The sequence below is a fragment of the Pantoea sp. E2023-21 genome (assembly GCF_051302795.1).
Taxonomy (GTDB): Bacteria; Pseudomonadota; Gammaproteobacteria; order Enterobacterales; family Enterobacteriaceae; genus Pantoea; species Pantoea ludwigii_A.
In genome coordinates this window covers 267,193-293,034 of the sequence record NZ_CP195344.1, presented here as the reverse complement: position 1 = coordinate 293,034, position 25,842 = coordinate 267,193, and the positions used below count along the sequence as shown (strand labels likewise).

25 protein-coding genes are annotated in these 25,842 nt (G+C 53.3%); 12 read left to right on the top strand and 13 right to left on the bottom strand.

Annotated features, from left to right (window positions below; genetic code table 11):
• The first annotated feature begins 3 nt into the window (after nucleotides 1-3).
• From mrdA to ACRQ84_RS01360, 8 genes are all read left to right on the top strand, one after another.
• Nucleotides 4-1,908, top strand: coding sequence for a peptidoglycan DD-transpeptidase MrdA (mrdA, locus tag ACRQ84_RS01395; protein WP_064740547.1), 1,905 nt, complete (start codon nucleotides 4-6; stop codon nucleotides 1,906-1,908).
• Between the two features lie 8 nt (nucleotides 1,909-1,916).
• Nucleotides 1,917-3,029: a peptidoglycan glycosyltransferase MrdB gene (gene mrdB / locus ACRQ84_RS01390; protein WP_064741197.1), complete on the top strand. Its 1,113-nt coding sequence runs from the start codon at nucleotides 1,917-1,919 to the stop codon at nucleotides 3,027-3,029.
• Between the two features lie 10 nt (nucleotides 3,030-3,039).
• The gene (gene rlpA, locus ACRQ84_RS01385) at nucleotides 3,040-4,140 is read left to right on the top strand and encodes an endolytic peptidoglycan transglycosylase RlpA (protein WP_483816990.1); all 1,101 of its coding nucleotides are present in this window, start codon (nucleotides 3,040-3,042) and stop codon (nucleotides 4,138-4,140) included.
• A gap of 117 nt (nucleotides 4,141-4,257) precedes the next feature.
• On the top strand, nucleotides 4,258-5,469 hold the full coding sequence (gene dacA, locus ACRQ84_RS01380) for a D-alanyl-D-alanine carboxypeptidase DacA (protein WP_064740545.1): 1,212 nt from the start codon (nucleotides 4,258-4,260) through the stop codon (nucleotides 5,467-5,469).
• A 97-nt stretch (nucleotides 5,470-5,566) separates the two neighbouring features.
• Nucleotides 5,567-5,830: a DUF493 family protein YbeD gene (gene ybeD / locus ACRQ84_RS01375; protein WP_008103691.1), complete on the top strand. Its 264-nt coding sequence runs from the start codon at nucleotides 5,567-5,569 to the stop codon at nucleotides 5,828-5,830.
• A gap of 69 nt (nucleotides 5,831-5,899) precedes the next feature.
• On the top strand, nucleotides 5,900-6,556 hold the full coding sequence (gene lipB / locus ACRQ84_RS01370; protein WP_483816989.1) for a lipoyl(octanoyl) transferase LipB: 657 nt from the start codon (nucleotides 5,900-5,902) through the stop codon (nucleotides 6,554-6,556).
• A gap of 170 nt (nucleotides 6,557-6,726) precedes the next feature.
• On the top strand, nucleotides 6,727-7,692 hold the full coding sequence (gene lipA, locus ACRQ84_RS01365) for a lipoyl synthase (RefSeq protein ID WP_064740543.1): 966 nt from the start codon (nucleotides 6,727-6,729) through the stop codon (nucleotides 7,690-7,692).
• Nucleotides 7,693-7,817: 125 nt separating this feature from the next.
• Nucleotides 7,818-8,879 carry a hypothetical protein gene (locus ACRQ84_RS01360; RefSeq protein ID WP_483816988.1) on the top strand — a complete coding sequence of 354 codons (1,062 nt, stop codon included), beginning with the start codon at nucleotides 7,818-7,820 and terminating at the stop codon, nucleotides 8,877-8,879.
• Between the two features lie 87 nt (nucleotides 8,880-8,966).
• Here the strand turns inward: ACRQ84_RS01360 and tatE are convergent, their stop codons facing one another.
• From tatE to ACRQ84_RS01330, 6 genes are all read right to left on the bottom strand, one after another.
• Complete coding sequence (tatE, locus tag ACRQ84_RS01355; RefSeq protein WP_064740541.1) at nucleotides 8,967-9,170, bottom strand: twin-arginine translocase subunit TatE; 204 nt, start codon at nucleotides 9,168-9,170, stop codon at nucleotides 8,967-8,969.
• Between the two features lie 98 nt (nucleotides 9,171-9,268).
• Nucleotides 9,269-10,039 (bottom strand): amino acid ABC transporter ATP-binding protein, encoded by a 771-nt coding sequence (locus ACRQ84_RS01350; protein ID WP_064740540.1) that lies wholly within the window; start codon nucleotides 10,037-10,039, stop codon nucleotides 9,269-9,271.
• Nucleotides 10,036-10,995 carry an amino acid ABC transporter permease gene (locus ACRQ84_RS01345; RefSeq protein ID WP_483816987.1) on the bottom strand — a complete coding sequence of 320 codons (960 nt, stop codon included), beginning with the start codon at nucleotides 10,993-10,995 and terminating at the stop codon, nucleotides 10,036-10,038. Before ACRQ84_RS01345 ends, ACRQ84_RS01350 begins: the two co-directional genes overlap by 4 nt.
• Nucleotides 10,992-11,879: an ABC transporter substrate-binding protein gene (locus ACRQ84_RS01340; protein ID WP_483816986.1), complete on the bottom strand. Its 888-nt coding sequence runs from the start codon at nucleotides 11,877-11,879 to the stop codon at nucleotides 10,992-10,994. The genes ACRQ84_RS01345 and ACRQ84_RS01340 overlap by 4 nt, the downstream gene beginning before the upstream one ends.
• A gap of 19 nt (nucleotides 11,880-11,898) precedes the next feature.
• On the bottom strand, nucleotides 11,899-12,693 hold the full coding sequence (locus ACRQ84_RS01335) for a deaminated glutathione amidase (protein ID WP_064740537.1): 795 nt from the start codon (nucleotides 12,691-12,693) through the stop codon (nucleotides 11,899-11,901).
• Between the two features lie 2 nt (nucleotides 12,694-12,695).
• The gene (locus ACRQ84_RS01330) at nucleotides 12,696-13,655 is read right to left on the bottom strand and encodes an ABC transporter substrate-binding protein (RefSeq protein ID WP_483816985.1); all 960 of its coding nucleotides are present in this window, start codon (nucleotides 13,653-13,655) and stop codon (nucleotides 12,696-12,698) included.
• A gap of 137 nt (nucleotides 13,656-13,792) precedes the next feature.
• On the opposite strand from ACRQ84_RS01330, the gene ACRQ84_RS01325 reads away from it, so the two are divergent.
• The gene (locus ACRQ84_RS01325; RefSeq protein WP_483816984.1) at nucleotides 13,793-15,148 is read left to right on the top strand and encodes an aminotransferase-like domain-containing protein; all 1,356 of its coding nucleotides are present in this window, start codon (nucleotides 13,793-13,795) and stop codon (nucleotides 15,146-15,148) included.
• Here ACRQ84_RS01325 and ACRQ84_RS01320 read toward each other — a convergent pair.
• The 3 genes from ACRQ84_RS01320 to pagP form a co-directional block, all read right to left on the bottom strand.
• On the bottom strand, nucleotides 15,132-15,557 hold the full coding sequence (locus ACRQ84_RS01320) for a GNAT family N-acetyltransferase (RefSeq protein WP_483816983.1): 426 nt from the start codon (nucleotides 15,555-15,557) through the stop codon (nucleotides 15,132-15,134). The two genes, ACRQ84_RS01325 and ACRQ84_RS01320, sit on opposite strands and share 17 nt — an antisense overlap.
• 358 nt (nucleotides 15,558-15,915) lie before the next feature.
• Nucleotides 15,916-16,125 carry a transcription antiterminator/RNA stability regulator CspE gene (cspE, locus tag ACRQ84_RS01315; RefSeq protein ID WP_007890714.1) on the bottom strand — a complete coding sequence of 70 codons (210 nt, stop codon included), beginning with the start codon at nucleotides 16,123-16,125 and terminating at the stop codon, nucleotides 15,916-15,918.
• A 150-nt stretch (nucleotides 16,126-16,275) separates the two neighbouring features.
• On the bottom strand, nucleotides 16,276-16,821 hold the full coding sequence (pagP, locus tag ACRQ84_RS01310; protein WP_483817863.1) for a lipid IV(A) palmitoyltransferase PagP: 546 nt from the start codon (nucleotides 16,819-16,821) through the stop codon (nucleotides 16,276-16,278).
• Nucleotides 16,822-17,810: 989 nt separating this feature from the next.
• Here pagP and ACRQ84_RS01305 point away from each other — a divergent pair.
• Together ACRQ84_RS01305 and ACRQ84_RS01300 are read left to right on the top strand one after the other, a co-directional pair.
• Nucleotides 17,811-18,056: a hypothetical protein gene (locus ACRQ84_RS01305; RefSeq protein WP_064740531.1), complete on the top strand. Its 246-nt coding sequence runs from the start codon at nucleotides 17,811-17,813 to the stop codon at nucleotides 18,054-18,056.
• Between the two features lie 106 nt (nucleotides 18,057-18,162).
• Nucleotides 18,163-19,245, top strand: coding sequence for a malate/lactate/ureidoglycolate dehydrogenase (locus ACRQ84_RS01300; protein ID WP_483816982.1), 1,083 nt, complete (start codon nucleotides 18,163-18,165; stop codon nucleotides 19,243-19,245).
• Nucleotides 19,246-19,284: 39 nt separating this feature from the next.
• Here ACRQ84_RS01300 and gntT read toward each other — a convergent pair whose 3' ends face one another.
• A complete protein-coding gene (gene gntT, locus ACRQ84_RS01295) occupies nucleotides 19,285-20,601 on the bottom strand; it encodes a gluconate transporter (protein WP_064740530.1) in 1,317 nt (438 codons plus the stop codon).
• 284 nt (nucleotides 20,602-20,885) lie between these two features.
• Between gntT and ACRQ84_RS01290 the strand changes: the two genes are divergently transcribed.
• Entirely contained in the window at nucleotides 20,886-22,037 is a 1,152-nt protein-coding gene (locus ACRQ84_RS01290) for an iron-containing alcohol dehydrogenase (RefSeq protein WP_483816981.1), read from the top strand.
• A gap of 32 nt (nucleotides 22,038-22,069) precedes the next feature.
• On the opposite strand, the gene ACRQ84_RS01285 is transcribed toward ACRQ84_RS01290, so the two are convergent.
• From ACRQ84_RS01285 to ACRQ84_RS01275, 3 genes are all read right to left on the bottom strand, one after another.
• Nucleotides 22,070-23,998, bottom strand: a complete 1,929-nt coding sequence (locus ACRQ84_RS01285; RefSeq protein WP_064740529.1) for a methyl-accepting chemotaxis protein — start codon at nucleotides 23,996-23,998, stop codon at nucleotides 22,070-22,072.
• Nucleotides 23,999-24,123: 125 nt separating this feature from the next.
• The gene (locus tag ACRQ84_RS01280; protein WP_483817862.1) at nucleotides 24,124-24,951 is read right to left on the bottom strand and encodes a Cof-type HAD-IIB family hydrolase; all 828 of its coding nucleotides are present in this window, start codon (nucleotides 24,949-24,951) and stop codon (nucleotides 24,124-24,126) included.
• Between the two features lie 108 nt (nucleotides 24,952-25,059).
• Nucleotides 25,060-25,551, bottom strand: coding sequence for an RcnB family protein (locus ACRQ84_RS01275; RefSeq protein ID WP_483816980.1), 492 nt, complete (start codon nucleotides 25,549-25,551; stop codon nucleotides 25,060-25,062).
• Between the last annotated feature and the right edge of the window lie 291 nt (nucleotides 25,552-25,842).

Genomic DNA, 25,842 nt, shown 5'->3' with positions numbered 1-25,842 from the left:
CGGATGAAATTACAGAGCAACGCCTTTCGCGATTACACAGCCGAACAGAAACTCTTTGTCCGCCGAGCGTTGGTGGCCTTTGTCGTCATTCTGCTGCTCTCCAGCGTACTGGTGGTCAATATGTACCACCTGCAAATCCTGCGCTTTGACGACTACAGCACCCGTTCCAATGAAAACCGCATTAAGCTGGTCCCCGTCGCGCCCAGCCGCGGCATTATTTTTGATCGCAATGGCGTGCCGCTGGCGCTCAACCGCACCATCTATCAAGCTGAACTGATGCCGGAGAAGGTCGAGAACCTGAAGCAGACATTACAGGCGCTGCGCCCGGTTCTGGATCTGACTGACGACGATATCGATGCGTTTGAAAAAGAACGTAAACGCTCGCGCCGCTTTACCTCTATTCCAGTAAAAATCGGTTTGAACGAGGTACAGGTAGCGCGTTTCGCCGTTAATCAATACCGTTTTCCGGGCGTAGAAGTGAAAGGTTATCAGCGCCGTTACTATCCATACGGTCAGACGCTAACGCATGTTGTGGGTTATGTTTCCAAAATTAACGATCGCGACGTCACGCGCCTCGATCAGGAAGGGAAATGGCCGAACTATGCCGCCACGCACGACATCGGTAAGCTGGGCATCGAAAATTTCTATGAAGATGTCCTGCACGGCAAAACCGGCTATGAAGAAGTTGAAGTCAACAACCGTGGCCGCGTGATCCGTCAACTGCATGAACAATCGCCGCAGGCCGGACGTGACATCTATCTGACGGTTGACCTCAAGCTACAGCAATATATCGAAACCCTGCTGACCGGCAGCCGCGCGGCAGTGGTGGTCAGTGACCCGCGAACGGGCGAAATTCTCGCGCTGGTATCAACACCCAGCTACGATCCAAACCTGTTTGTCGACGGTATCACCAGCAAAGATTACAAAGCGCTGTTAAGCGACGAAAACCGCCCGCTGTATAACCGTGCGCTGCAAGCCTCCTATCCACCGGCTTCCACCGTTAAACCTTACGTGGCCGTGTCGGCACTGAGCGCAGGCGTGATCAACCGCAATACCAGCCTGTTCGATCCCGGCTGGTGGCAGCTACCCGGCTCAGAAAAGCGCTATCGTGACTGGAAAAAATGGGGCCACGGTCGTCTGAACGTGACGAAATCACTGGAAGAGTCGGCGGATACCTTTTTCTATCAGGTCGCCTATGACATGGGCATTGATCGCCTCTCTGAGTGGATGACCAAGTTTGGTTACGGTCATCGCACCGGCATCGACCTGCCGCAGGAGAGCGCCGGTAACATGCCAACGCGTGAATGGAAGCAGAAGCGCTTTAAGAAGCCGTGGTATCAGGGTGACACCATTCCCGTGGGCATCGGTCAGGGCTACTGGACCGCGACGCCAATACAGATGAACAAAGCGATGATGATTCTGATAAACGACGGCGTGATCAAAGTGCCACACCTGCTGCGCGCCACGCGTGAAGGCCAAACAATGGTGCCGTATCGCCAGGTGCCGGATGCGCCGATTGGCGACATTCACTCAGGCTATTGGGAAATTGCCAAAGATGGTATGTATGGCGTCGCCAACCGCGCCAATGGTACCGCGCATAAAAGCTTTGCCGATGCGCCGTATAAAATCGCGGCAAAATCGGGTACGGCGCAGGTCTTTGGCCTTAAAGAGAATGAGACCTATAACGCGCACAAAATTGCTGAACGTCTGCGTGACCATAAATTAATGACCGCCTACGCACCGTATGATAAGCCGCGCGTGGCCGTCACCATGATTCTGGAAAACGGCGGTGCGGGGCCAGCTGTGGGTACCGTGATGCGCCAGATTCTCGACCACATAATGTTAGGCGACAATAATACCGTGTTGCCCGAAGCGACACCGACGCCGCCCGGCTACGAAGGTGAATAAAGATGTCCATGAACGATAGTCCGCAGAAAAGAACCATCTGGACACGCATCCATATCGACCCACTGTTTATGCTGCTCATTCTCAGCCTGCTGGCATATAGCGCCATCGTGATTTGGAGCGCCAGCGGACAGGATCCCGGCATGACCGAGCGTAAGTTTGGTCAAATCGCCATGGGCATCGTCATCATGCTGGTGCTGGCGCAGGTCCCGCCGCGCGTCTATGAAAGCTGGGCACCTTATCTCTATATTGTCTGCGTGATATTGCTGATTGCGGTGGACGCGTTTGGGCATATCAGTAAAGGCGCACAGCGCTGGCTCGATCTTGGTTTTGTGCGTTTCCAGCCTTCAGAAATTGCAAAAATAGCCGTACCGCTGATGGTGGCACGCTTTATTAACCGCGATGTTTGTCCGCCAACACTGAAAAACACCGGTATCGCGTTGATTCTGATTTTCATGCCGACGCTGCTGGTGGCGGCACAGCCTGATCTCGGCACCTCGATTCTGATCGCAGCATCCGGTCTGTTTGTGCTGTTCTTATCCGGTATGAGCTGGAAGCTAATTGGTATTGCAGTATTGCTGGTCGCGGCATTTATTCCGATTTTGTGGTTCTTCCTGATGCACGATTATCAGCGCGACCGCGTCATGATGTTGCTGGACCCGGAAAGCGATCCGCTGGGTGCCGGCTATCACATCATTCAGTCGAAGATTGCCATCGGCTCCGGCGGCCTGCGCGGCAAAGGGTGGTTACATGGCACGCAATCACAGTTGGAGTTTCTGCCGGAGCGCCACACCGACTTTATTTTTGCCGTGTTAGCGGAAGAACTCGGTCTGGTTGGCGTGTTGTTATTGCTGGTACTCTATTTGCTGCTGATTATGCGTGGCCTGATTATCGCCGCGCGAGCGCAAACCACCTTTGGTCGCGTGATGGCGGGCGGTTTGATGCTGATTTTATTCGTTTATGTTTTCGTTAACATTGGCATGGTAAGTGGTATCTTACCGGTGGTTGGCGTACCGCTGCCGCTGGTGAGCTACGGCGGATCGGCACTGATTGTGTTAATGGCTGGATTTGGCATCGTGATGTCGATCCATACTCATCGAAAAATGTTATCTAAAAGCGTTTAAGAGGCTGCACATGCGTAAGGACTGGCTTGGGGTTGCACTGGCATCATTGGTACTGGCTGCCTGTTCCACACCGGAACCGCAGAATAATACTGCGCCGCCGCAACCGGCCTATAACGGCCCGGTAGTGGAAATTCCTGGCGTGGAACCCCGCTATGAACCGATCAACCCTGCCACCAGCCAGGATTACAGCGTCAACGGTAAAAGCTACCGCGTGATAAAAGATCCTTCAAACTACAGCGAAGTGGGACTGGCAACTTGGTACGGTGACGAAGCGCAGGGTAATCGCACTGCTATCGGTGAATCTTACGATCCGGAAGGTATGACCGCCGCGCATCCTACGCTGCCGCTGCCAAGTTACGTGCGCGTCACTAACCTCGCTAACGGTCGCCAAATTGTGGTGCGCGTCAACGATCGTGGTCCTTACACGCCGGGCCGCATTATTGACCTGTCGCGTGCGGCAGGCGATCGCCTGAATATCTCCAACAATACCCGCGTGCGCGTTGACTACATCAAAGTGGCGCCAGATGGCTCACTTTCTGGTCCCGGCACCATTGGTACAACCGTCGCCAAGCAGAGCTATGCCCTGCCCGCCCGTCCAGACCTTGGCGGCGGTATGGTTATGATGGGCGGCAGTGCCAATGCCACACCCGCACCGCCTCCACAGGATGTCCGCGCCGTCGATAACAGCACCTTGCAAAGCAATGGCAGCATGGGTGCGCCAGTACAGAGCAGTGGTTTTCTTGGCGCGCCGCAGCCATTAGCCAATGGCGTGCTGGAAGGCAACGAACCGGTTGCCGCGTCAGCACCAACAACCTCTTCAGCGCCAGCGCCAGCAGCAACTGCTACGCCAACCACCAGCCAGAATGCCCATCCCGGCAGCGGTTATGTGGTGCAGGTGGGTGCCATTAACGATCCAGTGCGCGCACGTCAGCTGGCGGAAAATCTCGGTAAACGCTTTGGCGTACCGGGTGCCGTTGAAGCCAATGGCAACGTCTATCGCATCCAGTTAGGTGGCTATAAAAGCCGCGCCGAGGCCGCCGCATTACAGCAGCGCCTAAACACGGAAGCGCAAATGAGCTCATTTATTACCACTGCCCGTCCATCGATGTAACGGACAGTGACATTTCCTGCTGAAACTGATTTGCAAAGCAAGATGTCGCCCGATCGGGCGTTTGCTATAGTTAGGCACTTTTTTCACTCTAAACCCACGGATGTTGTAGTCCTGAACATGAATACGCTGAAACCTTCTCGTTTTCTGAAACGCCTGACAGTGGGATCACTGGTCGCCCTTTCTCTCAGCCATGTCGCTTTTGCGGACGATATTAATCTTAAGACTATGATTCCGGGCGTACCGGACATTGATGCTGAAGCTTATGTGCTGATCGACTATAACTCCGGCAAAGTGCTGGCCGAAAAGAATGCTGACGCACGTCGCGATCCGGCAAGTCTGACCAAAATGATGACCAGCTACGTAATTGGTCAAGCGGTCAAAGCAGGCAAAATCCATAACGATGATATCGTGACCGTGGGTAAAGATGCCTGGGCAACCGGTAATCCGGTATTCAAAGGTTCATCACTGATGTTCCTGAAGCCAGGCGATCGTGTACCGGTTTCTCAGCTGACGCGCGGAATCGTGCTGCAATCAGGTAACGACGCCTGCGTGGCGATGGCGGATTATGTGGCGGGCAGTCAGGACGCGTTCGTTAACCTGATGAATAACTATGTTGGCGCACTGGGTCTGAAAAATACCCACTTCCAGACCGTACACGGCCTGGATGCGGAAGGCCAATATAGCTCGCCGCGCGATATGGCCTTGATCGGCCAAGCGTTGATCCGTGATGTACCGGATGAGTACGCGGTGTATCGCGAAAAAGATTTCACCTTTAACAATATCCGTCAGACCAACCGTAACGGTTTGCTGTGGGATACCAGCCTAAACGTTGATGGCATCAAAACGGGTCACACGGATGCAGCGGGCTACAACCTGGTCGCCTCCGCAACTGAAGGCCAGATGCGTTTGATCTCAGCCGTAATGGGCGGTCGTACCTATAAGGGCCGTGAAACTGAGAGCAAGAAACTGCTGACGTGGGGCTTCCGTTTCTTTGAAACCGTGGCACCGCTGAAAGCCGGCAAAGAGTTTGCTTCTGAGCCAGTGTGGTTCGGCGATAGCGATCGCGTGCAGTTGGGTGTAGAAAAAGATGCCTATCTGACCATTCCTCGTGGCCGTATGAAAGACCTGAAAGCCAGCTATGTGTTAAACAACACGGAACTGCACGCACCGCTGCAGAAAAATCAGGTGGTTGGCAGCATCAACTTCCAGCTTGATGGCAAAACTGTTGAACAGCGTCCGCTGGTGGTGCTGAACGAAGTGAAAGAAGGTGGTTTCTTTGGCCGCATTATCGATTACATCAAACTGATGTTCCACCACTGGTTCGGCTAAGGCGCGCTTGAAAAAACGCCAATTTGCCCCCAAATAAGCTACTATCTTTGCTCCCGCCACGGCGGGAGCCTGTTTTTTTAAGCACCGGAGCCAAAATATGAAAACCAAGTTGAATGAACTGCTCGAATTCCCGACCCCCTTCACCTACAAAGTGATGGGTTTGGCGCAACCGGAGCTGGTTGATCAAGTGGTTGAAGTGGTGCAGCGCCACGCGCCAGGCGATTACAAACCGGATGTGAAGCCAAGCAGCAAAGGCAATTATCACTCTGTTTCTATTACCATCATCGCCACCCACATTGAGCAGGTTGAAACCCTGTATGAAGAGTTGGGCAACATCGAAATCGTGCGTATGGTGCTGTAATGCTGGCGCTGGCAAAGTCCGCTTTGCCAGCGTTATACTCTGCCTTCCACTCTCTACCGGAACGTCGCTTTGTCAGCTAATACGCTTCTTGTTCGTCAACTCGGCCAGCGCGATTGGCAACCCATCTCCGATGCTATGCATCAATTTACCGATCAGCGCGACAGCAACACGGCCGATGAAATCTGGCTGGTTGAACATCATCCTGTTTTTACCCAAGGTCAGGCGGGCAAAGCCGAACATTTGCTGATGCCGGGCGATATCCCGGTAGTACAAAGCGATCGCGGCGGCCAGGTAACCTATCACGGCCCGGGCCAGCAGGTGATGTATGTGCTGATTGACGTCAAACGCCGCAAGATGGGTGTGCGCGAGTTGGTCACCGCACTGGAAGAAACGGTCATCGCGACGCTGGCAGACTATGATATCAACGCGCGCGCGCGACCGGATGCGCCAGGCGTGTATGTGGGCGATGACAAGATTTGTTCGCTGGGGCTGCGCATCCGTAAAGGCTGTTCGTTTCACGGCCTGGCGCTGAATGTAGCGATGGATTTAGCGCCTTTCCTGCGTATCAATCCCTGCGGTTATGCCGGCATGCAGATGACACAGCTGAGCCAGTTCCAGCCGGGCGTCACGCTTGCCGACGTGCAGCCGCGTCTGGTGCAGCATTTCGCCCGTTTAAGCGGATTTACCCAACTGGAATGGCAACGTGATGCCGCGGCCCGACCTTGACTGTACGTGCGTATTTACAAAATTGTAACTTTTGCACCGGCTAATCGGCTGCTTATGGGCAGACGAGATGATATAATTTTTGCCATATTTTCAAAAAAAGTTGAAAGCCTGGTTCTCAGTTTGAGTGAGGAAGCTTTCAAATCGCAATCCCGACCGGAACCTGCAGATTTATGAGTAAACCAATTCAGATGGAACGTGGCGTCAAGTATCGCGATGCCGACAAGATGGCGCTAATCCCGGTGAAAACCGTAGTGGTAGAGCGTGAACAAATTCTGCGTAAGCCGGAATGGATGAAGATCAAACTGCCTGCGGACTCCAGTCGTATTCAGGGCATCAAAGCTGCGATGCGTAAAAACGGTCTGCACTCGGTGTGCGAAGAGGCCTCCTGTCCTAACCTCGCAGAATGTTTTAACCACGGTACCGCGACCTTTATGATCCTCGGCGCAATCTGTACGCGTCGCTGCCCATTCTGCGACGTGGCGCATGGTCGTCCGAATATGCCTGACGCAAACGAACCGCTGAAACTGGCACAAACCATCGCCGATATGGCGCTGCGTTATGTGGTCATCACCTCTGTGGATCGTGATGATTTGCGTGATGGTGGTGCTCAGCACTTTGCTGACTGCATCAGCGCGATTCGCGAGAAAAGCCCCACTATCAAAATTGAAACTCTGGTGCCTGATTTCCGTGGTCGTATGGATCGCGCGCTGGAAATTCTCACCGCAACGCCGCCGGATGTGTTTAACCACAATCTGGAAAACGTGCCGCGTGTGTATCGTCAGGTTCGTCCGGGCGCCAACTATGATTGGTCACTGAAGCTGCTGGAGCGGTTCAAAGAAGCGCATCCGGATATTCCGACCAAATCAGGCTTGATGGTAGGTCTGGGCGAAACCAATGCTGAGATCATCGAAGTAATGCGCGATCTGCGTCGTCACGGCGTCACCATGTTGACGCTGGGGCAATATTTGCAGCCGAGCCGCCACCACTTGCCGGTGCAGCGCTATGTGAGCCCAGCAGAGTTTGACGAGATGAAAGAAGAAGCCATGGCGATGGGCTTTACTCATGCTGCCTGCGGCCCGTTTGTGCGCTCGTCTTATCATGCTGATATGCAAGCTAAAGGCCTGGAAGTTAAGTAATGACCTCCCACGATTGCGCTCTTAATAGGGCGCAATCGTAAAAAACCCCCTTAAAAGTCTTAATCCCTGTCTGAAATCTGTCGCTTTAACCGCTGAGGCCATAAGAGCCTATTTCTCTTTTCTCAGTGTCATTTTTTGAAGGTCAGATAATGCAAACATCCTTTCATGAACAGGGGCTCGAATTTTTCCGAGCACCGGATGTACCACTTTCATCCTCAGATGTGCGACGTTATAGCGCATCAGGAGAGAGTCTGGATGCGCTTAAAGCACGCACCACGCCCATGGACATCACCAATCCCTATACGTCATCTCATGCCTCTTGTGCGAATGCTTTTATTGCCACCGCTATCAGTATTGAGCATCGCTTCGATGAAATACATCTGCAACTGCCGGTTGCCGTAAAGCCGTCCATTGCGACTATTCCCATGGTTACGGTTCAGAGCGAAAAAATTGAGGTACAAACGTCTGCGCAGGGCATTCTGGATACCGTGCAACCCGCAATGCAGCAATTACCCGAACCTGAATGGAACTTCGGTCTGCTGCAGGCCACTTTCAGTTCGCCATCACCACAGTTTTCGCTGCCCTATACCAGCCAGCAATCGGCAGACGTGGACGTAATCACTTTGCCTCAGCAAAGCAGCAGCGAAACTCATTTACAGACGCAGTTCAAACCAGAGAGCGTCGCGGCAAATGAAGTCATCATTCGCGGTCAGTATCAGCAAGAAAATGATGCCGTGACATTCAGCGGTGAGGCACCTGCTGGCACCCTTTTGCATTTCTATCTTGATGATGTGCTGATTGGCAGCACTGAGATCGATGACGCAGGCTATTGGCAATTTGATCTGCCCGCACAGCTTCCGGAAATTCAGCATACCTTCAGTGCAGTACCGATTAGCCCACAAGGTGTAATGGGCAGTAAAACCGATTTCCCTTTTATCATCGAAGCTAAAATTGGCGAGATTATTTTGCCCGCTGATGACAGCGAAAGTGACAAGATGGATTTGGCTTTTATCGAACGAGTCACTCAGGAGGAAGAACCGCTTGTCACGTTATTGCCACAAGTGTTGATTGACCAGATGCCCGATATCAGAGCGTTTCTGCATGGATTGGGCGTGATGGAGCCAATGCATAAGGTTGCGATTTTTGATATGGATGAGTTGGAAATGGCCAGCGCTATGTGGCATTAAGCTACAAAAACAAAAACCAGACTGGCAACAGCCTGGTTTTTTATTAACGTAATAAATATTTACACTTATTGACGTTCGGCGCAGAGCTTACTCTTTGTGGCTGACACGTTCAGCAGGCACTTCTTCAGCGCTGCTTTTAGATGCGCCGGATTCATCATCTTTCATGGCTTTTTTGAAGCCTTTGATTGCGGAACCCAGATCGCCACCCAGTGAACGTAACTTATTGGTGCCAAAAAGCAGTACGATGAGCGCACCGATGATCAGCAGTTTGGCAATACTGATACCTTCCATAATTTACCTTTCAACCAATGTGAAAAACGGACCTGACTATTAACGCGCAGTTTATAGACGGTCTCAACTGCAATCTGTAACAGAGTGAGACCGCCCACTTAAATAAAGCGGCTGAGAAACGCCTGCGTACGCGGATGCTGCGGGTTACCAATCACCTGCTCCGGACTGCCCTGCTCCACCACTACGCCACCATCCATAAACACCACGCGATCGGCAGCCTCACGCGCAAAACCAATTTCATGGGTCACCACAATCATGGTCAGACCTTGATCGGCTAGCGTACGCATGGTAGACAGCACTTCACCGACTAACTCAGGATCGAGCGCTGAAGTCGGCTCATCGAAGAGCATCAACGCCGGTTTGATCGCTAGCGCACGCGCAATTGCCACACGCTGCTGCTGACCACCCGAAAGATGACGCGGCCAGGCATCGGCTTTGTCACTCAATCCAACGGTCGCCAGTAGTTCATTTGCATGCTTTAGCGCGTCCTGCCGCGAAAACTTGTGCACGCCAATCGGTGCTTCGATGATGTTTTGCAATACCGTCATATGCGGATAAAGGTTGAACTGCTGAAACACCATGCCAATTTTCTGGCGCTGATGAGCAATTTTACGCGCCGATAAACGATGTAAAATACCGCGTTTCAGTTCGTATCCGATCTGATCGTCGCCCACCATAATCGAACCGGCATTCATATCTTCCAGATGGTTAATGCAACGTAAAAAGGTGGATTTACCCGAACCCGATGGTCCCAGGATCACCACCACTTCACCGGGAAACACATCGAGATCGATGCCTTTCAGCACTTCATTATCGCCATAACTCTTCTGCACATTACGTGCACGCACCAACGGCTGAACGTCACTCATATATCCTCCTTCAGACGGTGCGCGGCGACTGGCGCGGCTTCGGTCGCGGCAACACGACGTTTATTCACCACCGTGCGGGTGGTACCACGCGCGTAGTAACGCTCGATTGCCGACTGGCCGACGTTGAGAATCGAGGTGATAAACAGATACCAAATCACTGCGACCATCAGCATTGGAATAATTTCGAAGGTGCGGTTATAAACCGCCTGCACCGAGTACAACAGATCGCCCATAGCAATCACACTCACCAGCGACGTCGCTTTGATCATGCTGATCAGCTGGTTGCCCGTTGGCGGGATAATCGAACGCATCGCCTGCGGAATGATTACGCGGCGCAGCGCACGACTGCGGCTCATGCCAAATGCCTGGGTGGTTTCGACCTGGCCGTTATCCACAGACAGCAGCCCGGCGCGGATGATCTCAGCCATGTAGGCTGCTTCATTGAGCGCCAATCCGGCAATCGCAGCGGTAAGCGGCGTGATCAGATCGTTGGTGTTCCAGCTGGCAAAAGTGATTTCCGTCCATGGCAGAGCGATCGAAATGGTTGGGAACAGCGTCGACATGTTGTACCAAAAGATCAGCTGCACCAGCAGCGGCGTACCACGGAAAAACCAGATGTAGAGCGATGACAAGCCACTCAGCAATTTGTTTTCCGAAAGACGCCAGACGCCCAGCAGCAGCCCGAGCAACGTGCCGAGAATCATCGACACCACCGTCAAGCCGAGCGTGACCTGCAGGCCTTTCATCACCGAAGCTTCGGTAAACCACTGCAGCACCACGTTCCATTCGAAATTGGGGTTGGTCGCCACCAACCAGAGAAAGTTCGCGGCGATAACCAGCACCACAATCCATGAGATCCAGCGCCCATAAGTGGGCGCACTGCGGGCAAAAGCCACATCGCGCTGCTGCACGTCGGCCTTATCCCTGGCTCGCGAATTGTTGGTGACCGGACTCATTTTGCTGCCCCTTGCGCCAGGTTACGTCCCGGCTGCTGCAATACGTTACCGTCTAATTTCCACTTCTTCATAATTGCCGCATAGGTGCCGTTGCTAAACAACTCTTTGTAAGCATCCAGTACCACATTGCCCAGTTCGGATCCTTTCGGTACTACGGTGCCCTGGAAAATGTCGCCAAAGCCGTTTTTCTTGCCTTTGCCTGACAGTTCCAGCTGACCATTGGCCTGTTCGATAAAGTAAGTCAGCGGTGCCTGTGAGGAGAAGAAGGCATCGGACCGTTTGGAACGCACGGCAAGAATCGATGACGGCTGATCGGTAAACGATTGCACCACCACCGCCGGTTTGCCCGCAGCGACACAAGCATCAGACTGCTTGCGAATCACCTGTTCTGCCGAACCGGCCGCCATCACCGCAATGCGCTTACCGCAGGTATCTTCCAGTCCATTAATCTTCGATGGATTGCCTTTCTGCACGCCAAACACCACGAACTCCTGCACGAAGTCGATAAAATCAACCTTCTGCTGACGGTCCGGATAATCGCCTATTGGCCCAATCGCCATCTGATAGCGACCAGAGTTAATGCCAGTGAGCACGCCCGATAAACCGCTGACGGTGGCATGCTCAATCTTCACGCCCAGCAGCTGCGCCAGCGCTTCAGTCAGATCGGCAGAAGCGCCGTCCATGGAGTGCGGACCATTGACGATCTCATACGGAGGAAAGGATCCGTTATTTACCGAGATCATTTTTCCGCTGCTTTTGATTTCTGCAGGCAGACGATCGTGCAGTGCCTGATCCACTTTTTGCGTTGGAATAGCGTCAGCTGCCTGAGCGAAACAGGCCGTCAGGCCCAATGAAAGCGCGATAGCGGTAGCAATAGTTTTCATCAGTCAGATTCCCCAGCGATCAACGTGGTTTGAGTTCAGGACGAGCAAAACAGCGATTTTCCAGCACCGGCAATACGCTGCGTGCGTAGGCGATGCGCTGCGGATCGAGATCGGCAAACACCAGCGCGGCCGACTCCGGCGCTTTGGCAATCGCTACGCCCAACGGATCGATCACCAGACTGTTGCCAATATTGCGCGGACCACACTCACCCACCGCCACCATGTAACAGGTGTTTTCCAGCGCGCGCGCGGTGGTCAGCAATTCCCAGTGCATCTCTTTTAGCGGACCTTTCACCCATGCAGCCGGCAGCACCAGCACATCGGCGCCATCCAAGACTAAGCGGCGCGCCAGTTCCGGGAAGCGTACGTCGTAGCACGTCATCAACCCCACTTTCATGCCCGCAACGTCCACCAGCGGTGGAATCTCGCGGCCTGGATTAACGCGCTGCGACTCTTGCATAGCGAAAGCGTCATACAGGTGCAGTTTCACGTACTCTGCGATGATTGCGCCGTTACGAATAGCAATCAGCACGTTGAGCGCCTTCTGCCCTTCTGTCGGGACATGCACGCTCATCATGGTGGTTAAGTTATTGCCTTTGCTGACAGCCAGCAGCTGTGTGACGAAAGGACCATCAAGCGGCTGCGCCGCTTTCAATACCAGATCCGGATCGGCGATATCTCGCGCCAGCACGCCTTCAGGCAGCACCAGCAGATCCGCGCCACCCGCAAGCGCCTGATTCATCAGTCCGATGCAGATATCGGTGTTTTCCTGCCATTCGCGGCTGACGGCAAATTGGCCCATTGCAACTTTCATCATTATTCTCCTTGCGCCGCAGCCGGGAAAATCGCTTCCGGCGTCAGCAATGTTTTGGTTAGGCCTTGCTGGAACAGCTCATTCGCAAAGTCGGCAATCATCTTTTTGTTAACGGAAAATCCGTTCTGATTCCAGTTAGCGGGCAATTCCTGCGCGGTGCGCCGCAAATCGTCCAGCAGCCACGGCGTGGTGTCGGCGTATTTTTCACGTTTCTTCATCCACATCTGGTACGAACGATCGATAATGTCGCTCAGCGCCTGAGGCAGCCACGGATGTGCCTCGGCTAACGCGGGCTTAATCGCCAGTAAGTGAATGCCCGGCACATATCCGACGCGATTAAAGTAGTCGCGCTCGGCTCCGGCAAAATCCACCTGCAGTTGGCGCAAACCCGAATCGGCCAGGAAGAAACCTTCCGGCATAAAGGGGGTAAAGACAGCATCTAGCTCGCCGGCTTTCAGCAGTTCGATCAGCGGACGTTCGCCAGGCACGGGTTCAATACGGCCCGGACGACCAAAACCGGCCAGACGATCGACAATCGGGTGATCTTCGGTTAAGCGGCCGGCAAACCAGTAAGCATCATCAATCTCAACGCCCGCTTCACGCAGCACGGTACGCGTCCAGGTATTGCCAGAATCCTGCCAGCCGGTAACACCGATCTTTTTGCCTTTCAGTTGCGCAGGCGTGGTTATTGGGCTGTCAGCGCGAGTAATGATGCAGCGCTGGCGGAAACCACGCATCAGAAAGTGTGGCAGGCCCAAGAGCGAACTGTCACCTTTTGCCCGAGCCTGAGCAAAGCGGCTGAACGACACTTCACCCGCATCGTATCTCTCGCTGGTGGCGAGGTTATCCACCAATGTGCCAACGCGATCGATCTCCAGCGTAAAACCTTCCGGCTTGATATCGCCAAGCGCCAGCGGTGTGAAGTAATCCCAGTCACGTACCGCTAGTCTGATGGTTATCATAGTTTTGCCTTCCCCGTCTGTTCTGCCAGCCCTGCGGCTGTGATTATTTATGCAGCAAATAGTGCTTGAATTTGAGTCTAAAACGCGAATACTAATCTGAACAATCTATTATTTGTTACTGAACAAAGGATTTTCTTATGACGCAAAGTGTGGATTTGGATTGGCTGAGTCAGAAAATCACCGATGCTTCGGTGAAAGGCATCACGCATGCGGCATCAACACTGATTCGCGAAGGACAGATCGCGGTGGGCATGCAAATGCCTGCGGTGCGCGAGTTGGCAGAGCGGCTGGGTGTCAGTCCCGCAACCGTTTCAGCTGCCTGGGCACAGTTAAAGAAGCAAAAAGTGCTGGCCGGAAAAGGCCGCAGCGGCGTCTGGGTGAGCGGCAACAGCGTTATGCCGCGTCCCATTCGTTTCGATAAGATCGGTAATTACGGTGAGAATGTTCAGGCATCACTGGCGATGGCCTCGCCCGATCCAGCACTGTTGCCAGATTTGCGTCAGGCGATGGTGGCAGGCATTGCATCGCCCCAGCTGAATAGCTATCAACGGGAGGCGATTTCACCGCAATTGCAGGATGCCGTGACACCGCGCTGGCCCTATCCAGCCGAAGCCTGGCTGGCAACCGATGGTGGATTTGATGCCATGAACCTCATCGTACAGACGTTGCTGTCACCGGGCGATCGCGTGGTAATCGAAGATCCTACTGCTACACGATTATTGGATATTTTAGACAACATTGGCGCAGAAATTCTGCCGCTGCCCTGTGATGAGCAAGGGCCGATCCCTTCGGCGCTGGCTACGCTAATGCAAAAGTCTCCAGCGATGTTTATCTATCAACCGCGCACCCATTCGGCGACGGGACACAGCGTAAGCCAGCGGCGCAGTGCAGAGTTAGCGTTAGTACTGGCGAACAGCAGCATCATTATTGTTGAGGACGATGGCATTGGTGATCTTTCGCGCTGGCCGGTGTGGAGTCTTGGCTTCCACTATCCGGAACGTGTGCTGCATGTGCACTCGTTTTCCAAAGCCTATGGTCCGGATTTGCGCCTGGCGGTGTTATCCGGCACCGCAGAAATGGTGAAACGCCTGCAAGCGTGGCGCAACTTTGGCGTGAGCTGGACCAGCCGTATTTTGCAGGATGCCGTGGCGTGGATGCTCAACGACGCAAACACTCAGCAGCGCATTCAGCAGGCCAAGGCAACCTATGCGCAGCGTCGTCAACAACTGCTGGCAGCGCTGGCGAAACGCGGCTTGGTGCTGGAGGAACGCGATGGATTAAGCGTCTGGATTCCGGTGGAATCCGAGCAGTACGCGATGATCACCCTGGCCGCGCGAGGTATCGCCGTGTTACCCGGTGAACGCTGCAGTATTAACAGCCGGCAATTCATTCGCGTCAGTGCGGCGCTGCTGCCCTTCGCACAGCTCGACAGCATCGCTGATGCCATTGTGATTGCCAGCGGACGCGAGCTTAATGTTAACCCAGAGCTTTAATGTGGTAGCGTGGTGACTCCACATAGCCTTCACGCGCATAGAACTGGTTGGCTTTAAGGCGTGATGAGTGGCAGTGCACTTCCATACGATCGCAACCGCGTGAACGCGCCAACTGCTCGGCGTGGGTCAATAATTGCTGTCCACTGCCTTTACTACGCTCACCTTCGGCAATGCAGAAATAGCTGATGCGGGCAAAATCGCCGGCTAATGCCAGTTGCGGAATAAAGTGTAATGACAGAAAACCCAGCACCTGGCTGCCGTGTTCCGCCACCAACACTATCTCGTCTGGATGATCGCAAAGCTGCGCCAAACGCCTATCGATAAACCCTTCCGTGGCGCTATAACCTAACTCGGTTAACAACGCACTCAACGCAAAACTGTCTTTTGCCTGTGCCTGACGTATGTTCATCCTGCCTCCTCTTTTTTCCCTGAGCAGTTATATAGCGTTGCCGGACAAAAATCTGCAAGTAAGCATTGTTGTGGCTATGTTACGGGACTTATCTGTGAGATGTGCCGCAGAATCTGCCTTGTCATGCAAATGTCATGGCGCCTTAAGGCTGGCTTAATCTGGCGTGGTCATGCTGAAGGAAATGGACCTATGAGGCATGTGTAATGAAAAATGTGATACCGCGTTCGTTCGATGAGCTGATGGCATTGAGCCTAACAACGTGCATCGTTGTCGCCTGGATGATTATCTGGTGGCATGCTTAAAAAATGGATAAAAAAAACCCGCCAGAAGGCGGGTTTTCAGAATTCGAACTGTTAAATTACAGTGCGATAACGTTAGCAGCTGATGGGCCTTTAGCACCGTCAGTGATTTCGAACTCAACGCGTTGACCTTCAGCCAGAGTTTTGAAACCGTTGCTGTTGATTGCAGAGAAGTGTACGAATACATCTTTGCTGCCATCTTCTGGAGTAATGAAACCGAAGCCTTTCGACTCATTAAACCACTTTACGTTACCTTTGATCTTAGACATCTATATTACCTTTACATGAAAAAAGGACACTAAACTGTGTCGACGTCTAGTACAGCAATTGCGGTGACATTTGTCCAGTGCGATTTGATGAAAAAGTGATAAATATTGATTTTTTGCATGTCGATCACACTTTCTGCGCTCTGCAAAAGCTTAAAACTCAAACCTCAGCCAGGCAAAATAGACATTGCCGTTATTGTAGGTCCCGGGAATGTAAGTCATTTGGAAAGTGGCTGGACCATATCCAATTGATGCTAAAGGCAAAATAAGGGGAACGGGAATATATCGCCAGTTATCTCTGGCCGTCACACCCGCCGTGTAACCCGCCCCCAAATGAAAATTCTGATCGCTCAGCGGTCGCCAGGTTGCTTCCCAACCGTACCCGCCAATCGGCTCCCATTTGTTGAACGAGTCTTTGAACGCCATGACATACAGGCCATGCCAATTCCCTTTTTCATCCCAGCGCGAAACACCCGCACCTGCGCCCCACGGGCGTTCGTTGTACTTATCGATGTGTTCATCGTCATAAGTCCAGCGGTTGTGCCAGGTGATTGCCGGCAGATAAAAATCATAATTCTGCGGCTGCGACCAGGTTTGCGACACGTTGTCACTAAAGGTGTTCCAGCCCGATTTGATGGCTTGTGATGCTGTTTCCGCTGATGCTGAAAAAGAGACCGATGAGGTCAAAATGCAGCCCATTAAAGCTGCAGAAAAGTGGCGATTCACAACAATATTTCCCGTTAAGTCATTCAAGAGCAACAATGCGTAAAAAAGCGGTTTTCACGCTCCCGCACAAAGGCATATCCCACGCTATTGCTTAAAAAGTGTATTGAAAAAACAGGCTAATCTCTCCAGGCCTATTCTTGGTTCAGATACGGTCAGGTGATGAATTTTACCTCAGTCATAAGGTAAAAATCGAAATGGCAGGTAAACGAATCGATTGGGTCTGTTGATGTACAAAAAATGCAAACATGCCGTGATGATAACTTAAGGCAATAATATATCATTCAGTGACTTAGCATCAATTATTCACATGGGGAATAAATTAACGAAATTTATCAATTGAACTCGCCAGGCGAATAAGATAAATCTCGACGCTCCAGGACGGAGAACGGAAGGAAGTAACATGACTATTCGTTGTAGCCGCTGCGGTTGCACTAAATTTTTTTATACCTTTTTGGACTGCGAAAAGGTCGATTTTCCAAACCATCATGGCGCCTGCTGCGCGAAATGTTACAAGCCGCTTAATCTGCGCGATCTCATTCAGCCAATCGAGTCATTTGAAGACAGCGAAAAATCCTATGCTGAATGAAAAAATTCAGGCACCCGTAGGTGCCTGTGCTTGTCAGAAAATCAGTTTAAAGACGCCTGTTAATGTCAGTAATCCAACGATGAAGATGATGGCGATGACCCACAGAATTATTTTCATTGTTCGCTCCTTCAAGTATGAAAAATAACGTGTCTGCTATCCAGTATAGATGATCATTCTGCTTTCGCTGGATGCTGCGAGGAGGGTCACGCCCATTGGCTGTCGTTTCGCTTGCCGCAAATTTATTTCTGCGAGACAGGTCGCAGCGATCGATTCTCCTTCTCCCTGCTGCCGTACTCTGAGCCGGTTCACAGTCTAAACTTATACCGCCTGAAGAGGCCTCAATTGTTATCAATGCCTACGTAACAAGGAGATTCTTATGAGCACGATTAATACCAGCATGGGGCGTTACAGCCTTAAGGCAAAGGATTACGGCAACCACATCAGCGGCAGTATCGCTATCAACGATGAGGGGGGTACGCAACTCACCATGCAGGAGTTTGAAGAGCATTATCTTGACGATGTCGTCAACAATGTCATTTACCCGATCACGGGCGGGAACCGTGAAATTACTCGCGCACTGCGCGATCAGATGCTAAAGGCGGGCTTTGAGCAGCCGCACTGAGTTTTTGGGCCACAGCGTGTGGCCCTTTACTTCTTATCGCTGACTTGCGGTCATGACTGTTTTCGTCGCAGGATAGATGATTGATAATGATAAGGAGATTGACCGCGTGAGTACTCTGCATCTGATTCCCCCTTCCCCTCTTCATCAGTTTGTTCAATCCATCTGGCTCCATGCAGGCAGTAGCGCTGAAGAAGCGCGCCTGGTCGCCGATCATTTGGTAGCCGCTAATCTGGCTGGCCATGATTCGCACGGTGTTGGCATGATTCCAGGCTATGTGAATTCGCTGGCACAGGGTTTTCTGCAACTCAACCAACACACAACCCTTGAGAAAGACGCCGGTGCGGTGCTGACGCTGCACGGTCACAATGGCTTTGGTCAGGTGGCTGCCTTTGAGGCGATGCAGCTGGGCATTGAGCGCGCAGCGAAGTTAGGCATTGCAGCGGTAGGTTTACACCACTCGCACCACATTGGTCGCATCGGCCATTGGGCGGAACAGTGCGCGGCCGCCGGTTTTGTCTCGTTCCACTTCGTTAACGTAATGGGCGATCCGATGGTGGCGCCCTTCAACGGAAGCGATCGTCGTTTCGGCACCAATCCCTTCTGCGCCATTTTCCCGCGCCGCAATGCGAAACCGCTACTGCTCGATTTCGCCACCAGCGGCATCGCCTTTGGTAAAACGCGGGTGGCGTGGAACAAAGAGCAACAGGTCGCGCCGGGATATCTGATTGATCATCAGGGCCAGCCCACCACCGAGCCGGGCGTGATGCATCAGGCCCCGTATGGTTCACTGATGCCATTCGGTTTGCATAAAGGCTATGCGCTAGCGACCCTGTGCGAAATTCTTGGTGGCGCGCTGTCGGGCGGACGCACCACACATGATGAAACGCTGGTTACCAGCCCGGATGCCATTTTCAACTGCATGACCACCATCATCGTTAATCCGGATGCGTTTGATGCGCCAGCCATGCAGGAAGAAGCTGAGTCGTTCCTTCAATGGGTGAAACAGTCGCCGCAAAGTGGCGATTCACCGATTCAGGTGCCCGGTGAGTGGGAAGAGCACAACCGAGTGGCACGCACACGCGACGGCATTCCACTGGATAGCAATAGCTGGGAGCAAATCTGTGACGCGGCGTTGCAGGTCGGTATGCCGCATGAGGAACTCGCAGAGTTCCGCGCCTTAACGCAGTAAACCGCAAGCGGCTGAGGCGCAATGCCTCAGCCTTGAGGCTTAGATAACGTTGGCGAGCAGCAAGCATCCCACCAAACCGCATACTGAAATAATAGTTTCCAGCGCGGACCACGAACGGAAGGTTTCGCCAATAGTCAGGTTGAAATACTCTTTAAACAACCAGAAACCCGGATCGTTAACGTGCGAGAAAATCACGCTGCCGGAACCCACCGCAATCACCATCAGTTCCGGACTGGCACCGCTGGTGACGATCAACGGTGCAACAATCCCCCCGGCCGTAATCGCCGCGACGGTGGCGGATCCCAGCGCAATACGCAGTACAGCAGCAATTGACCACGCCATGAAAATCGGCGAGAGATTGGTTTCATGCATCATGTTGGCGATGTATTTATCAACGCCGCTGTCCACCAGCACCTGTTTGAATGCCCCGCCGCCGCCAATGATTAACAGCATCATAGCGATGATCTTGATCGAATCGGTGATGGTGCCCATCACGTCATCCATGCTGCGTCCACGGTTCAGTCCGAAAGTGAAAATAGCAATTAGCACAGCAATTAAGGTTGCCATAATCGGATCGCCAAAGAATTCCGCATACGGCAGCAGCACGTGACCTTTCGGCAGCAGCATTTCCGCTACCGCGCGCAACGCCATCAATACCACCGGCACCAATGCCGTCCAAACGCTGACGCCAAAGCCAGGCATCTCAGCTTCGGTAAAGGTTTTTGGGTTCCATAATCCTTCTGGGATGGGCTTATCGATACCTTTCAGGAAGCGCGCATAAACCGGACCGGCGAGGATAACGGTTGGAATCCCCAGTAGCGTACCGTACAGCAACGTTTTACCCATGTCGGCGTTGAACAAGGTGGCAATCGCCGTAGGACCTGGATGCGGAGGCAGGAAACCGTGCGTGACGGAGAGCGCGGCCGCCATCGGCACGCCCACGTACAGTAGCGGCACGCGCGCAGAGGCGGCGATACTGAACACCAGCGGCAACATCAGTACAAAGCCCACTTCATAAAACAGTGCAAAGCCCACGGTGAAGCCAGTCAGCACCAGCGCCCACTGAATATGCTTCTCGCCAAATTTGGCGATCAGTGTGGTAGCAATACGTTGCGCCCCGCCGCAATCCGCCAGCAGTTTACCCAGCATCGCGCCGAAGCCCATGATCAGCGCGAGACTGCCTAATGTGCCGCCCACACCGGTTTTAATCGAGATGATAACTTTATTGACCGGCATGCCCTGCATCACGCCCACGGCCAGTGCCACCAGAATCAGCGCAATAAATCCGTTCAGTTTGAAACGGATCATCAGTAACAGCAGTAATGCTACGCCAATCGCCACATAGAGTAATGGCATAATTTTTCTCCACTTTTGCGCTCGGTAAGGTACCGGCAGCGGTTTATTTTGGTTATCCCAGAGGACATGAGAATCAACAGCGTTCGCCGCAGGAAAGCATCCTGCTGATCAATGTTACGGGTATCATGTTAAGGGTAACATTGCGCATAAAGCACCTGCCGCCGCGGCGGAATTTCTGTTTTGCGAAGGTGATCAACTTTTTGCCGGTGGGTTATCAGAATGTTTGCAGCGGGAGTGTCACGGCTTTTGGTTACACTTAGGTCTTTACGCCTAACAAGAAGGACATGCAGGTGAGTGAGAATCTGATCGAGTTGTACAGTAATCAACAAACCCTGTTTGGTCGCGGCAGCATTGACCAGTTGATACCGCTGCTGGCGGGCAATACCCAGCCGACGCTGTTATTTTGCGGGCGCTCTTTTCTTAACGGTCCAGCCTGGGCACGGCTTGGCGCTGCACTCAACGATCAGATTATCGGTTATGAGATCGTCAGCCATGAAGCGTCCCCGGATGAGATTGATGGCTGGGTGCGGCGCTGGCGCGGCCACATTGATCGTGTGGTGGCAATTGGCGGCGGCAGCGTGCTGGATGCCGCCAAAGCCTTCAGTGCCATGATGCAGCATCCGCTCAACACTGCACGCTATCTGGAGAAAGTCGGTGATACGCCAGTGCAAGCGGTAACCTTGCCGCTGATCGCCATTCCCACCACGGCAGGCACTGGCAGCGAAGCCACACAGAACGCGGTGGTGACCGATCAACAACACATTCAGGTCAAAGCGTCGCTGCGCCATCCGGTCTTTGTGCCACAGGTCGCAATTCTCGATCCCGACCTGTTGAAAGGTGCGCCAGATAGCGTGTTGGCCACCTGCGCCATCGATGCCTTCACTCACCTCTTCGAAGCCTATCTGTCACGTAAAGGCAATCTGTTCACTCAGCAAACTGCGCTCAATGGGTTGCAACTGTTCTTCAAAGCCTGGCCGGACTTGAACCAAAATGATGAGCGTGGTGATGCCGCGCGTGAAGCGATGATGATGGCATCCTGGTTAGGTGGCGTGTGTCTGAGCAGTGCCGGATTAGGGGTGATTCACGGCATTGCCGGTGAACTTGGCGCGATCAAGCCATTCCATCACGGTGAAGTCTGCGGACGCTTACTGTTCCCATTCCTCGAGCTACTGGCCGAAACCGAGCATGCTGAACAGCAACGCTTGATGGCGCAGCTTGGTCAACAGCTGCTGCCGGACGATCCCGCGCCGCCGGCATTGGCGTTAAAAGCCTGGATCCAGCAGCAGGCGATCGTGCCCTTTTGGTTGGATGGCCCAACATTGTCAGCCACCGATGTTGACTGGATTGTATCGCGCGCCAACAGCAAAAACGGTTGGGTCAGCTACGATGCACCCACGTTGACGGAGATGATCGCCGCCGCCTGGCGCATCGTTTAAGTGATAACGGGCAGCTAACGCTGCCCGACAATTTACTGCTCGGCCACTTTAAACATGGCTATCTCTTGCGCCAGCTGCGCCGCTTCATCACGCAGCGCTTGGGTGTTCTCGGCGGTTTGCGTCACCAGCATCAGGTTTTGCTGAATGCCTCGCTCCATCTGCGATACCGCTAGCGTCACTTCGGCAATACCTTTGCTCTGCTCGTCACCGGCCACGCGCATTTCACTCACCACCTGCTTCACTTTATGTACGTCAGTGACCAGCTGGGAAAGCTGCTGTCCCGCACCTTCCACCAATTTACTGCCGGCCAGTACGTTGCTGTCGGAATCGGTAATCAGCGTCTTGATCTCCTGCGCCGCGGTGGCACTGCGCTGGGCTAACGCACGCACTTCAGACGCCACCACCGCAAAACCACGCCCTTGCTCACCGGCGCGTGCCGCTTCTACCGCCGCATTCAATGCGAGAATGTTAGTTTGAAACGCGATGCTGTCGATTACGGTCAAAATCTCTGCCACACGCCGCGAAGAGGATTGGATGGCGCCCATGGTGCTCACCACTTCGCCCATCATTTCGCTGCTGCTGCGAGCAATTTGTGCGGTCTGTTCGGCCGCCGCATCGGCCAACCGGGTATTTTCGGCGTTCTGTTGCACGGTAGCATTGAGCTGCTCCATCGCCGCGGCACTTTGTTCTAGTGCTGCGGCCTGCTCGGCAATTTTTTCCGACAGCGCGGTATTACTGTGTGCCAGGCCTGATGCGTTAGCCGCTACCGTTACACCACTGCTCTGCACGCGGGTAATGACGCCGGCGATCTTATCGACAAAACTATTAAACGCACCGGCGATATCTGCCAGCTCATCGCGTCCACTTTTGGTCAGGCGGCGCGTTAAATCACCATCGCCATTGGCAATCTCATCCAACGCAGCATGCGTGGCTTTCAGGCGTTGCCCAATGCGTTGGGTAAATGTCCAGGTTAACAGCAGCAGCACGATCATCGCCGGAATTAAGTAGGTGAAGATGTCACGCATCAGGGTATGAGCCAGGCCGCTGACCGCGCGCTCTGGCGTCACAAGGCCAATCACCCAGCCGGTGCCAGGCATGCGGAACAGCGTGACCTGCGCACTGTCATGCAAGTAATCGTCAGCGAAATCCGACAGTTGCAATACATCGCCATCGCCTTTCAACTGGCCGATACGAGCGGCGAGTGGAGCCAGCCAGCTGGATTTTTCCGCCAGGCTGCTTAAGGTGGTAAGCGATTTAAGGTCCTGACCTGGGTAATAAAGCAGATTGCCTGCGCTATCAAGCGCAAAGGCATAACCGCCGGTCACCTGCCCTTTCTGCTGCATTAAGCCCGCAAGATTATCCAGCTGCACATCCAGCGTCGCGACACCGGCAAAACGCTCGCCCACCGTGTACGGCACGCTACAGGTCACCATTTTTACGCCAGACACCGGATCCTGATAAACCTCAGACCAGCCACAGCGATCGCGTGGTCCATTGCGCACCGCGCTGTACCAACTTTCCTGTTGGTAGCCGTTGCCCGCAGGCAGGTTGTAGTCATCGGAATAGGCCAGCGAGCCATCACTCTGCCGTGCCCAGAAGAAGCTGCGACGCTGCACACCGGCGCTAAAGGCATCGGGTTCCGGCCACACGCCGCCGCCCGCAATGGTTTTATTGCCGCTGCTGTTGATGATTTGCGGGAAACTTTGCTGCCACAGCGTGGCATCGTGCGGTAAGACTTCGGCGAGGCGCGCCATGCTGACGGCTTCGCCTTCAATACGCATCAGCTGCTGATTTAATTGGCTGACCAGATTGCTACCGGCCTGCTCAATCAGCGTATGGCTGGCTTCAATGACGCGCGGTTGACCGCGCAACAAGAGAACGGAGAACACCACTGCGGTTGTGACGCACAGTAATAGCAGGCCACCCAACGTCATGCGGGTAGCCAAACGGGTTGGCAACATAATTTATCCTTTCTAACCGACTGCATTAACGATTGAGATAAGAAGTGCCGCTCAGCGGCGAATTGTGCGTTCCGTCACAATCGAATATCGGCAGAGCAAAGAATAAATTCAGCTAAAAATGACGATCAGATGACAAACGGTGGTTTACCGGCCAGCATCTGCTCAATCACCTGTAACACGCCCTCTTCGTTATTACTCGGCGCTTCAAAGCGTGCCGCGTCTTTGACTTTCTGCGGTGCATTTGCCATAGCAAAGCTAAAGCCAGACTGCTGCAGCATTTCGAGATCGTTGCCGCCATCGCCAAACACCAAAATTTCACTGCGTGCGATGCCCCAGCGTTTGCCCAGCAGATCGAGGCCGTGACCTTTATGGTTGCCCGGCACAATCAAATCGACTGAACCGTGGCCACTGGATGTGGCGGCCGCCGCGCCATGATGCAGACGCTCAATATCCGCCATCAGCGGCTCCACGTAATCATCGGACAAATTCAGCGCGAACTTGAACAGCTTATCGCCCGCCACTTCATCCAGGCTGCGAATGGCCTTCAGGCGATGGCAATAGTGACGCATTTTCACCAGCCACTTCTCATCAAGACCTTCGAAGTAATACGCGCTGTCGCGTCCACAGAGGATGTAGCGCAGTTCAGGATAATTACCGTTGTGCAGCGTATCCAGCACCGCATCAATATCCTGACGTGAGAACTCGCCGCAGAATAACTCTTCATCACGATCAATGATCCACGCGCCGTTTTCAGCCACGAAGGCAATTTCACTGGCGATATCAGGGAAGAAAGATTTGAGTTGGTAATATTGATTGCCGCTGGCTACCACAAACTTGATGTCGCGCTGCTTCATTTCCTGATAGCACGCGTTAAAACGCGCGCGATTGTACTGTTTTTTGTCGTCGAGAAAGGTGCCGTCTTTATCCACCGCCACCATTTTTACCACGGTCATCATCACTCCTTAACGTATTGAAAGGAAAAACGGGTCGTATAGAGAATAACCTGGTGAGCGGATAAAACGGAGAAAAACACGGATGGCCGTGGCCATCCGCAGAGGGAATTAGTTGAACGCGCCGTTGAGCAGAATTGCGGTGATGATACCGGTTGCGGCGGCCACCAGCACGTAATTACCGTCGATATAAGCCCAGTGCTCACCGCGCGGTGGCGCATACAGACCACGATCGCGCCAGTCATCTACACGATAGTGCGGGCCACGAAACTCCGGCGGTGCCGGATAGCCGCGACGGAAGTCATGTCCGCCCCAGGCGAAGCGATCGCCGCCACGATGTCCTTCCGGCATACGATGATCAGCATAACGGTCATGACGATCCGGGCCAGGTCCACGATCGTGATCGTTGCCGCGGTCGTGATCGTTGCCGCGATTCGGTCCGCGGTCGCCGCCACGATCCGGGCCACGTCCGTGGTCCTGGTGCTGGTCGCCGCCGTGCGACTGCCAGCGCTGGTCACCTGGGCCATCTGCCCGGGAAACGCTTGAAAACAGTGTGCTGCATGCAATAAGTGACGCAATAAGACTTAACGTTGTTTTTTTCATGGTGTTGCCTCCAATGATAACGGCAGTTGCTGTGCCGTTGAACACTACTATTGATTAGATGGAGACAAAAAAGCATTTCCAAAACTCTTAAAAAACGGACACTTACAAGAAATTACGTCAAATTATCACTTTCTTAACGATTGTGTATTTTCTGACATAAACGGGATCGAAGAGACGCATCAGTGTTTATTACGGATAGACCGGGGAAATATAAAGAAAAAACCCGATCGTAAGGATCGGGAGGGTAATTGAATTTCCGTAAATTGCATAAACGGGTAAACCCTGCAAAAG

Excerpts from the sequence above, each read along its gene's own strand:
- ACRQ84_RS01275 (WP_483816980.1), bottom strand. The coding sequence starts at position 25,551 with ATGAAAAAAACAACGTTAAGTCTTATTGCGTCACTTATTGCATGCAGC.
- tatE (WP_064740541.1), bottom strand. The coding sequence starts at position 9,170 with ATGGAAGGTATCAGTATTGCCAAACTGCTGATCATCGGTGCGCTCATC.
- rlpA (WP_483816990.1), top strand. The coding sequence starts at position 3,040 with ATGCGTAAGGACTGGCTTGGGGTTGCACTGGCATCATTGGTACTGGCT.
- ACRQ84_RS01330 (WP_483816985.1), bottom strand. The coding sequence starts at position 13,655 with ATGATAACCATCAGACTAGCGGTACGTGACTGGGATTACTTCACACCG.
- ACRQ84_RS01325 (WP_483816984.1), top strand. The coding sequence starts at position 13,793 with ATGACGCAAAGTGTGGATTTGGATTGGCTGAGTCAGAAAATCACCGAT.
- ACRQ84_RS01280 (WP_483817862.1), bottom strand. The coding sequence starts at position 24,951 with ATGACCGTGGTAAAAATGGTGGCGGTGGATAAAGACGGCACCTTTCTC.
- ACRQ84_RS01345 (WP_483816987.1), bottom strand. The coding sequence starts at position 10,995 with ATGAGTCCGGTCACCAACAATTCGCGAGCCAGGGATAAGGCCGACGTG.
- mrdA (WP_064740547.1), top strand. The coding sequence starts at position 4 with ATGAAATTACAGAGCAACGCCTTTCGCGATTACACAGCCGAACAGAAA.
- gntT (WP_064740530.1), bottom strand. The coding sequence starts at position 20,601 with ATGCCATTACTCTATGTGGCGATTGGCGTAGCATTACTGCTGTTACTG.
- ACRQ84_RS01290 (WP_483816981.1), top strand. The coding sequence starts at position 20,886 with ATGCAGGTGAGTGAGAATCTGATCGAGTTGTACAGTAATCAACAAACC.
- ybeD (WP_008103691.1), top strand. The coding sequence starts at position 5,567 with ATGAAAACCAAGTTGAATGAACTGCTCGAATTCCCGACCCCCTTCACC.
- ACRQ84_RS01320 (WP_483816983.1), bottom strand. The coding sequence starts at position 15,557 with ATGAACATACGTCAGGCACAGGCAAAAGACAGTTTTGCGTTGAGTGCG.
- ACRQ84_RS01305 (WP_064740531.1), top strand. The coding sequence starts at position 17,811 with ATGAGCACGATTAATACCAGCATGGGGCGTTACAGCCTTAAGGCAAAG.
- ACRQ84_RS01340 (WP_483816986.1), bottom strand. The coding sequence starts at position 11,879 with ATGAAAACTATTGCTACCGCTATCGCGCTTTCATTGGGCCTGACGGCC.
- pagP (WP_483817863.1), bottom strand. The coding sequence starts at position 16,821 with ATGGGCTGCATTTTGACCTCATCGGTCTCTTTTTCAGCATCAGCGGAA.
- lipA (WP_064740543.1), top strand. The coding sequence starts at position 6,727 with ATGAGTAAACCAATTCAGATGGAACGTGGCGTCAAGTATCGCGATGCC.
- ACRQ84_RS01335 (WP_064740537.1), bottom strand. The coding sequence starts at position 12,693 with ATGAAAGTTGCAATGGGCCAATTTGCCGTCAGCCGCGAATGGCAGGAA.
- mrdB (WP_064741197.1), top strand. The coding sequence starts at position 1,917 with ATGAACGATAGTCCGCAGAAAAGAACCATCTGGACACGCATCCATATC.
- ACRQ84_RS01285 (WP_064740529.1), bottom strand. The coding sequence starts at position 23,998 with ATGTTGCCAACCCGTTTGGCTACCCGCATGACGTTGGGTGGCCTGCTA.
- ACRQ84_RS01350 (WP_064740540.1), bottom strand. The coding sequence starts at position 10,039 with ATGAGTGACGTTCAGCCGTTGGTGCGTGCACGTAATGTGCAGAAGAGT.
- cspE (WP_007890714.1), bottom strand. The coding sequence starts at position 16,125 with ATGTCTAAGATCAAAGGTAACGTAAAGTGGTTTAATGAGTCGAAAGGC.
- dacA (WP_064740545.1), top strand. The coding sequence starts at position 4,258 with ATGAATACGCTGAAACCTTCTCGTTTTCTGAAACGCCTGACAGTGGGA.